At 50.9% G+C, this 9083-nt stretch carries 7 protein-coding genes; 5 read left to right on the forward strand and 2 right to left on the reverse strand.

The window, feature by feature from the left end:
• Nucleotides 1–351: 351 nt before the first annotated feature.
• Nucleotides 352–996: an MOSC domain-containing protein gene (locus AC58QD_RS32340; RefSeq protein WP_497339176.1), complete on the reverse strand. Its 645-nt coding sequence runs from the start codon at nucleotides 994–996 to the stop codon at nucleotides 352–354.
• Between the two features lie 134 nt (nucleotides 997–1130).
• Between AC58QD_RS32340 and AC58QD_RS32345 the strand changes: the two genes are divergently transcribed.
• From AC58QD_RS32345 to AC58QD_RS32365, 5 genes are all read left to right on the forward strand, one after another.
• Nucleotides 1131–2204: a methyltransferase domain-containing protein gene (locus AC58QD_RS32345; protein ID WP_497339177.1), complete on the forward strand. Its 1074-nt coding sequence runs from the start codon at nucleotides 1131–1133 to the stop codon at nucleotides 2202–2204.
• Between the two features lie 93 nt (nucleotides 2205–2297).
• Nucleotides 2298–3593 (forward strand): metallophosphoesterase family protein, encoded by a 1296-nt coding sequence (locus tag AC58QD_RS32350; protein ID WP_497339178.1) that lies wholly within the window; start codon nucleotides 2298–2300, stop codon nucleotides 3591–3593.
• Nucleotides 3590–7057, forward strand: a complete 3468-nt coding sequence (locus tag AC58QD_RS32355; protein ID WP_497339179.1) for an AAA family ATPase — start codon at nucleotides 3590–3592, stop codon at nucleotides 7055–7057. The genes AC58QD_RS32350 and AC58QD_RS32355 overlap by 4 nt, the downstream gene beginning before the upstream one ends.
• 162 nt (nucleotides 7058–7219) lie before the next feature.
• A complete protein-coding gene (gene tnpA, locus AC58QD_RS32360; RefSeq protein WP_497339180.1) occupies nucleotides 7220–7618 on the forward strand; it encodes an IS200/IS605 family transposase in 399 nt (132 codons plus the stop codon).
• Nucleotides 7619–7622: 4 nt separating this feature from the next.
• Nucleotides 7623–8678 carry an RNA-guided endonuclease TnpB family protein gene (locus AC58QD_RS32365; RefSeq protein ID WP_497339181.1) on the forward strand — a complete coding sequence of 352 codons (1056 nt, stop codon included), beginning with the start codon at nucleotides 7623–7625 and terminating at the stop codon, nucleotides 8676–8678.
• Between the two features lie 325 nt (nucleotides 8679–9003).
• Here AC58QD_RS32365 and AC58QD_RS32370 read toward each other — a convergent pair.
• A partial coding sequence (locus AC58QD_RS32370) for an IS3 family transposase (protein ID WP_497339182.1) occupies nucleotides 9004–9083 on the reverse strand: 80 nt, incomplete at its 5' end.

Here is a 9083-nt window from a genome sequence, read left to right on the forward strand (position 1 = left end):
CATTATACCTTTGTCTCTTGTCGCCCATCGTTAACACCTCTCGGTTTTGGTATATTCATTATCTGTTTACCGAGTTATGGGTGTCCACTTTTTATTCTAGGTGCAAAATCCTTGTTAAAATGGTCTCCGCAGGTGGAACGAGTGAAGTAAGCAGGAAAACCCGTGTTAAAATGGGCTCCGAGGAACCGAACGAGCGAAATAAGCAGGAAAACCCGTGTTAATATGGGCTCCGAGGACCGGACGGGTGAAAGGAAAACAATTCAAAAAAACGGGCTGTAAAGTGGAGATTTCCATCCTTAGACAATCCGATATCAAACATGATCTATACCAGAGGTTTTTATGAGCTGTGAGCTACCCGGATAAACGTCGTTCCAGGGCATTTCTCCAACTATCGGACAGCTCCCGAACCTCGAGCAGTCGTCGGATCGCAGCTTCGTTATGTTTCTCATGATAGTAAATTTGATTAGCGCTCGATATGGATAAGCCGGCAGGGTGTCTAGAATGCATAGTGAACGGAAGTGTTGAGTCAAATATTCCTGGGACAAGCACTCGGAAGTAAAAGCCGGTATTGCCCGTATTCTGAACGAGGAGAGGCAAATCCGGACGATTATGCCTTTTTCCCAGCTTGTGGCAAGGTTGGCGGGGTTGAGATACTTGCAGCCGTATTTCCCCGATTGAAAAGACGTCGCCAATGCAAACTTGATTTTCCGTTAGGCCGAGGACGGTGAGATTTTCACCAAAAGCTCCTTCAACAAGAGGGGAATGTAGCTCTTTCTCCCAGTATGAATAATGCTCATAGGAGTAGACGCATATGGCTTTGTCGGGCCCGCCATGATGAACAAGATCGGCTTGTCCATCTCCAGCAAATCCGAGTTCCGTTAACTCTAACGATGCATTCGTTGCTCTCTTTTTCATAATACCGGTAACCAGTTCTTCTGATTTATAGTGGAAGATCTGCGGTTTACCCACGTTCAGCGACACAATTTCGATAGTCAATGATGGACCTCCTTCTCGACACGATTCTAATATGCACATACGGTCATTATAAGAAAAATGAGAAAAGACATCAATTCCATCTATACTTTGACGTAACGTTAAGGTTTATAATAGCGGGTAGAGGTGAGTGCGCGATGAATATCCAACAAATGGCGGAAAGGCTTAATATGACTCCAAGAGCGATTCGATTTTATGAGCAAAAAGGGTTATTAAAGCCGCAAAGGCAGGCAGAAAATCAGTATCGGATCTATGTGGAAGCGGATGCGTGGAGATTACAGACGATCGGGGCGCTTAGAGAGCTAGGGGTTCCATTGGATCAAATAAGCGGGCTTATGAAAGGTCTAGAAGCAGGAGATCAGGATGAATTCACGGCTTACCTGAGTGTTCAGCGCAGCTTGTTGTTTGAACGTTGGACGGGGATGAAGCAGCTGCTCGCCGGGTTAGATGCCTTGATTGACAAAGCTGCTAGTGCGGAAGGTCTAAGTCTGGATGACTTGTACTATCTGGCGGATCAAGAGAAACGAATGAAGGCCAATCGTTCCGTGTGGGTGGATCGTTGGAATTATAATGAGATCGCTGCGCGTTTTGATGGAGGGAAAGGAGAGGTTGATGGATTAGTAGAGGTTCCGACTGCGATATCAGACTATGACCGAGTACTGGCGGAAGCGGCGGCAGCAGTAAGGCCACAGCCAGGAGAGAAAGGTCTTGATTTAGGTACGGGCACTGGTAATCTCGCTGGGAAGCTGTTAACAGTAGGAGTTCATATGGCAGGTATTGATCAATCTTCGGCGATGTTGCGGCAGTGTAGAGACAAGCACCCAGCCATGGAAACAAAACTTGGTAATCTTATGTCTATTCCGTATTTTGACGGCAGCTTTGATTTGGTCGTTTCGAGCTTTGCCTTACAGCATTTGACCGACGAACAGAAGCTATTGGCTTTGGAAGAAACAGCAAGAGTGCTGCGGACGCAAGGACGAGTCTGTTTCGCGGATTACATGTACACAGATGAAGCGCATCAAGCAAGCTGCATGAACCGTTGGGAGATGGAAGGCAACAAAAGCCGATTACAGGTAGCAGCAAATAAACATTACCCCAAGTGTGCTGTTTTGTTGGAGTGGTTCAGGTCGCATCAATTCCTAGCATATTCTCAATCCTTAGATGACGAAGAAGGTTTGCTTCATTTAATTGTTGCTGAGAGAAGGGGATAATGGATGATGATGGATGGCGAACACTTGTGCGCGTTCGTTGGAAGCTATACAATAGAGTAGACCAGGAATTAATCGGGTATGGAGGACTTACGGATGAGAGCTTTTCGATTTATGCATGCTGCAGATCTGCATCTCGACAGTCCTTTCAAAGGGCTGTCTTCGCTGCCACAATTGATTCGCGAAACGATCAGGGAATCTACTTTTCAGGCTTTGTGGAATTTGGTAGACTTGGCGATTACTGAAAAAGTAGATTTTGTAGTCTTTGCCGGTGATATCTACGATGGGGCAGATCGTTCGCTGCGGGCTCAATTGCGGTTTCAACGTGCTGTTGAACGTTTAGCCGAACGAGGAATTGCAAGTTATGTAGTACACGGTAATCACGATCCGGATGACGGGCGCAAAGCGAAGCTTACATGGCCGGATTACGTTCATTTCTTCTCTTCGAAGGAAGTGGAGTGTAAGGAGGCGTTGAACAGTCAAGGTCAAGTGCTGGCATATGTTCATGGGATGTCGTACGCGACTTCGTCGGTGAAGGACAACCTGGCGGCCTTGTATGCGATACAACGGCAGGATGTATTCAATATAGGAATACTGCACGGCAATGTAGATGGGGACGCGGCACATGATAACTATGCACCCTGTACGCTTCGCCAGCTGTCTGGAAGCGGGTTTCAATATTGGGCGCTTGGACACATACATAGCCGGAGGATTTTGTCTCAATCGCCATGGATTGTATATCCGGGTAATATTCAAGGAAGAAGTGTGAGGGAAACGGGAGCTAAAGGCTGCTGTATTGTCGATGTGTCGGAAACGGGGCAAGCACAGCTGCAGTTCCATTCTGTGGATCAAGTGCGTTGGTCGATCGAAAGGGTATCGATCGAGGGGCTGACTTCTGAGCAGGAATTGCGAGACGAGCTAGCCGTTATGTTGGAGCACAGTGCTGGGCAAGCAGACGGACGTCCGACCGTAGTCAGATTGATCGTGGAGGGTAGAGGGCCGCTCCATCGAATTCTGCATTCGGGAAGCAGCTTGCAGGAGCTTGCAGGGGAGCTGCGGGAAGAGCAGCTGCGCAGGCTGGACAGGGACGGGCATGCGCGTTGGGTATGGCTGGAATCGATTCAGTTAAGGACGGGGCTTGCTATTGATCGTGGGCAATTGCTTCTTCAGGATGGCTTTCTTAGCGATTTTTTAGCCAGCACTGGTTCATTGCTAGAGAATGAGCACGAGCTTGAGGCGTATTGTCTTCAAGCACTTGAGCCGTTGCTCGCTCATCCAAAAGCAGGTAAGCTGTTCGCTGAGCTGCTGCAGGAAGAACGTGTCGATTGGCTAAAGGCTGCCGAGGAACTGGCGCTTGGTCTCATCGCGGATGAAGAGAGGTGGGACGCATGAAGACCTCGATTCAGCGTATGCATGTAGAAGGCTTTGGCAAGCTGCATGATCGGCGTTACGAGCTGACCGGACCGGTGACCCTGTTCTACGGCCCGAATGAAGCGGGCAAGAGTACGCTGCTCGCTTTTCTTCGCGCGATGCTGTTCGGCCTGCCGTCACGCGGCAGCTCGGCCGAGCGGCATGAGCCGCTCTCCGGCGGCGCCCACGGCGGCTCGCTCACCCTGACCGATGGTCAGGGTCGCGAGCTGCGCGTCGAGCGCCGCTTCGGCGGCGGTGCCGCCGCAGGCGGGCGCGGACGGGCCGGCTCTTCGGCCGGCAGCGTCCGCGTGCACGCTAGCCCGGAGGACGGCGGCATAGCCTCCTCCGGGGCGGAAGTGCAGCTGAACGCGCTGCTGGGCGGCCTGTCGGCCGACCTGTTCCGCAGCTTATTCGCGTTCAGCCTGACCGAGCTGCAGGAGCTAAGCTCCCTGCAGGCGGAAGAGCTATCCGGCTACTTGTATAGCGCCGGATGGGGCACCAGCGGCCGCGCCGTCATAGCCGTCGAGAAGCGGCTCGCGCAGGAGGCCGAGCGGCTGTACCGGCCGCGCGGCAAGAATCAGGAGCTGGCGCTGGCCATTCGCGCCTGGGAAGACGAAGAGGCCGCCTTGCAGCGCAGCCGGGAGCAGCTAGCCGGTTACAATCGGCTTGCTGCAGAGCTTGCCTCGGTCGATGCCGAGATCTTCGATGCCGGTGAGCTCATGCACGAGACGCGAGCCTCTGTAGCATGGACGGACAAGCTGCTGCAAGCGGAGCAGCCGTTCCGGCGGATGGAACGAATAGGACTACGTCTCGGCGAATTACCGGTGTTCGATACATTTCCCGTCGATGCAGGAAAGCGGTATGAGCGTGCAGCGGCTGAGCTCGAGGCTCGTTTGAGCACAATCAGCAAGCTGCAAGCGAGACGGACTAGATTGGAACAGCAGTTAGAGGAACACATACAGCTTGATCCATTTCTGCTTGAGAACAAGCTAATGATCGAGGAATTACTGGAGCGGTCAGGAGCTTATCGCGATCAACAAGCCTCGCTTGCAGAGCGAGCTGTTGAACGGCAGCTTATCGTTCAAGATGTGAAGCAGCTGCTTGGGCAGCTCGGTGCTGAATGGACTGAGGAGCGGCTGGCGTCTGTCCCGTTAACGGTCATTATGAAGGAGCGCTTGCGCAGTTGGGACGAAGAGCGTCAGCAATTGCTGCGCAAGCGAGAAGGGCTGATGGCCGAGCTTGAGGGAGCAGAGCGTCAGGAGGCGGAAGCGCAGCGAGAGCTGTCCCAGCAGCAGGCACGGCAGGAACGCAAACGACTGGAGGTCAGCCGGCGATTCGCATCTTGGCGGGCTGAGCTATCTGGCGAAGAGCTGCGCTATCATATGCAGCAGCTTCGCAGAGAGCAAGCGGAGTGGATGAAACGATATACCGAGCATCGGCTGTTATCGTCCTCAATCTTTGGTGCGGAGGTTGGAATAGGCCGCGCTACTGAACATACAATCAAGTCAATGAACCGATCGAGAGAATTGACGGTTCCTGTTCGCGCCCAGTCGCCCGTTAGTCGGCGCGATGTATCCGAGCAGCGGAGCGTACCGCTGCCAGGCACCACGCGTCAGCGAGCTATCGCTGACGCCTCCAGGGCTGCTGCTTCGCAGCGCAGCCCGAACGGCCGCGGCGGCGACCGCTTGCGCGCCGCCGCATGGGTGCTCGCCGGCTTCGCCGCGGTTGTACCCGCCGCCCTCTGGGCGGCAGGTCAACCGGGCTTGGCCGCCGGCAGCTTCGCGGCGCTCTCAATCGGCGCCGGCTACATCGCTTACCGCGCGCGTCGCGCCGCGGTGGAGAACGGCACCCCGCTTGGCGGGAGTGCCGCTGACAACAGCGAGGCCGCAGAGCGTGAGCTTCTGCGGCTGGAGCAAGAGCTCGCAGAGCTTGGCGCCAAGCTGAGCAGGCGCCTCTCCGCGTTGATGAGCGACCCTCTCATCAACTCCGAGGCAGCTAGAGAAGTCGCTGCTGCGAGTGATCCAACCCGTCCAATCCACTTCACTGAAGATTGGTTAGAGCAGCTAGAGCTGGAAGCGGACATGCGATTGACCGTCTTACAGGAAATATTCCATCTGGACAACGCAGTGGAAGAGGCATACGCATATGCAGGAAGCATAACGAACCAGCGTCAATTAGCCTTATCCCGTTATCAGGAGAACGAGCAGCGTATAGCAGACTGGCAGGCAGACTGGGACAAATGGTTGCTGCAGCATGGACTGCCGACAGGTCTGACTCCGGCTGGAGCGGTTAACATGCTGCGAGAAATCGAGCGCGGGCGAGAATGGATGAATCAACTGAATGTAGTAGAGAAGCAGCTTGAGTCTCTTCGTACTTCAATTCGGAGCTTCCAGGAGCAAGCCTCCAATCTATGCAAGCCATTCCTTGGGGAAGGGTGGGATAAGAATCAGACCCACGACCTGGACTGGGTAGCTAAGCTTAAGGAGCTGCAAGCCTCTGCAGAATTCCAAAGGGTGCAAGCTAATCTGCGGCAGCAAGCCGAGCACGAGCTGATACAGCTTCAGGCAGAGCTAGAAGCAGCGGAAGAGGATCGGAAACGTCAAGAGCAGGGAATTCAGGATTTATGGTCGCTTGCAAGTGCGGATACAATCGATCAATTCTTGTTGCATACACAGCAGCATGAGGATCGCAGTAAGCTTCTAGAAGAACTGCGGGAATTGGAATATTTGCTTCTCACTCTCATAGGCAGAGAACGTCAAGAGGAATGTACGGATGCTCTGCGTTCCTGTACAGCAGACATGCTGGAAGATGAGCGGACTCGGTATGTGACGAAACAGAACGAATTGGAGCAAGAGCTGAATTTGCTTCGAGACCGAAGAGGCCGGCTGAAGAACGAGATGGAGAAGCTGGAATCGGGAGAGGATCACGCAGATCGGATGCTTCGTGTGGAGGCCTCTGCAACTGAGGTTCAGCTTCAAGCAAGGCGTTGGGCCACTCTAACCCTGGCATCTTCCTTGTTCCGAACCGCTCGAGCTCGTTATGAGACGGAGAGGCAGCCGTCCGTACTTCTTGCTGCTTCCCATTATTTCGCGACAATGACCGAGGGTATGTATGTAAGAGTCACGGCACCTATTGGGGAGAAGCGATTGATTGTGTATGATCAAGATGGAAGAGCGATCGAATCCGCCTCATTGAGTCGCGGAACAGCTGAACAATTATATCTGAGCATGAGGTTTGCATTTGCAGAAGAATATGGTCACAAGACGGCAATGCCGCTAATAATGGACGATGTATTTGTCAACTTCGATCCAAGACGACTGAAGCAATGCTTCCAAGTAATTCGCGAGATTGCCGAGAGACATCAGGTGTTGTTCTTCACTTGTCACCCTCATGTGCTGCAAGCCGCATCCGAAGCTATTCCGAGCATTCAACTTATTGAATTGTAGCCAACAATTCAGCTTCCATTACAGAATCAAGCCGAGAAAGCCCTCGTCTTCAGGCATGGGATGAATCGGCTTAGGACAAAAGCTGTCTAATGACAGCTTAATTGTCCTACATTTCTGTATGTTTTTGTTGTAGTTATAGGTTGAAACTAATACAATTGGTCTATGGGACAAGAATATAGAACAACCTCAACCACCGTATCGCTAATAAACTACCACTTTGTGTTTTGTCCACGATACCGCAGAAAAGTATTGGTCAACCAAGTAGAAGCCCGGTTTAAAGAGCTTGTGAAGCAACTCTGCACGGAAAACAATTGGCTCATTGTTGCAATGGAAATCATGCCTGATCATGTCCATCTATTCTTGAATGTGCTTCCGGCCGATTCTCCATCGGACATTATGGCGAAATTGAAAGGAGCGACTTCACGTCACTTGCGTCAAGAATTCAAACACTTGAAGCACTTGCCAAGCCTATGGACGCGGTCATACTTTGTTAGCACGGCTGGAAATGTATCGAGCGAAACGGTTAAACGTTATGTAGAAGAGCAAAAAAAAAGGGGGTGAACACATGCAAACGGTAACCGTTCAAATTCGTATTTTTCCAACCCACCCCGTTTTATTGCAAGAGTCAGGAAAAGAATATATCAAAACCGTCAATCAACTAACCGAACAAGCGAAAGTAGAGGGCACTTTTCCCAAGATCTCCACTAAAAATGTTGAAGCTAACTTGCCATCTGCGGTAAAGAATCAAGCCATTCGAGATGCAAGAAGCATCCATAACAAAACAAAAAAGAAAGAGAGACGCCCCGTACTGAAGCGCAGAGTGTACTACGTGAATAACCAAAACTATTCGATTAGCGACAACGTAGTTGCATTTCCCATCATGGTGGATAGAAAAGTGCAGCGACTCCCGATTTCAGCCCGTATAACAGAGCGAGATCAACGTCTTCTGTCAAGCGGAAAGCGGGGACTATTAAAAGTCGTCGAAAAGATGGGTAAGTGGTATGTTCAAATAGCCATAGAAGTACCGAAAGAACAATCAGCGGGCAAAGCAACGATGGGAATTGACTTGGGATTGAAAGTACCGGCAGTCGTTGTAACCACGACAGGCAAAACAAAGTTTGTCGGCAATGGAAGACAAAACAAGTACATCCGTCGCAAATATAAAGAGCGCCGAAGGAAGATGGGTAAACTAAAAAAGCTAAATGCCTTGCGTAAGCAAGAAAACAAAGAACACCGCTACATGAAAGACCAAAACCACAAAATCAGCCGGAAGATCGTGAAAATGGCGATAGAAGAACAAGTATCGGTCATCAAGATCGAGAAGCTAACGAACATCCGCCAAACGACAAGAACAAGTCGTAAAAACGCTAAAAACCTGCACAACTGGACATTCCATCAATTGCAGATGTTTATCGCATACAAAAGCGCATTAATGGGTATTAAAGTCATCGAAGTAAATCCTGCCTATACATCCCAAACCTGCCCCAAATGCGAGAAGCGAAATAAAGCAATGGACCGAATGTATCAGTGTTCATGCGGGTTCCGCTCACACCGCGACAGAGTTGGAGCCATCAACATCATGCGTCAACCTGTGGTAGATGGTAAAAGTCTACCAGCCTAAGATGCTAGATATGCACTGTCTTAGGACGGGCTGATGGCACAGCCCCGTGTCAAAACTCCGTTTTGACATCGAACTTAGCAGTTGTCCAAACCAGAAATGGACTGTGGACGCACCAACTAGCTGAGAATCCCACGGCTTTAGCCGTGTGGAGTGTCAAGTAACCGGATTTACTCACCTAATCTACAATTCCTCCGTAGTTATACCAAACAACCCTTGCCCGCAGTTGAATCGCTCAAGCAACGTTGCTTACACAAATTAAACAAATAACACAAATAAGGACCGTCCGGAAATGCTGTGACCCCTAAAAGTTAGACAGTTTATTTTGTTAAGCGGAATGTGAGGTCTGAACTCGGTATTGTACCGGGCTCAGGCCTTTTAGTTTTGACTTAATTCGTTTGTGATTAT

The sequence above is a fragment of the Paenibacillus sp. J2R1T-4 genome (assembly GCF_059692235.1).

What these genes read in the sequence shown, in the direction of transcription:
- AC58QD_RS32350 (WP_497339178.1), top strand. Translation starts at nt 2,298, where the DNA reads ATGAGAGCTTTTCGATTTATGCATGCTGCAGATCTGCATCTCGACAGT.
- AC58QD_RS32365 (WP_497339181.1), top strand. Translation starts at nt 7,623, where the DNA reads ATGCAAACGGTAACCGTTCAAATTCGTATTTTTCCAACCCACCCCGTT.
- tnpA (WP_497339180.1), top strand. Translation starts at nt 7,220, where the DNA reads ATGGGACAAGAATATAGAACAACCTCAACCACCGTATCGCTAATAAAC.
- AC58QD_RS32355 (WP_497339179.1), top strand. Translation starts at nt 3,590, where the DNA reads ATGAAGACCTCGATTCAGCGTATGCATGTAGAAGGCTTTGGCAAGCTG.
- AC58QD_RS32345 (WP_497339177.1), top strand. Translation starts at nt 1,131, where the DNA reads ATGAATATCCAACAAATGGCGGAAAGGCTTAATATGACTCCAAGAGCG.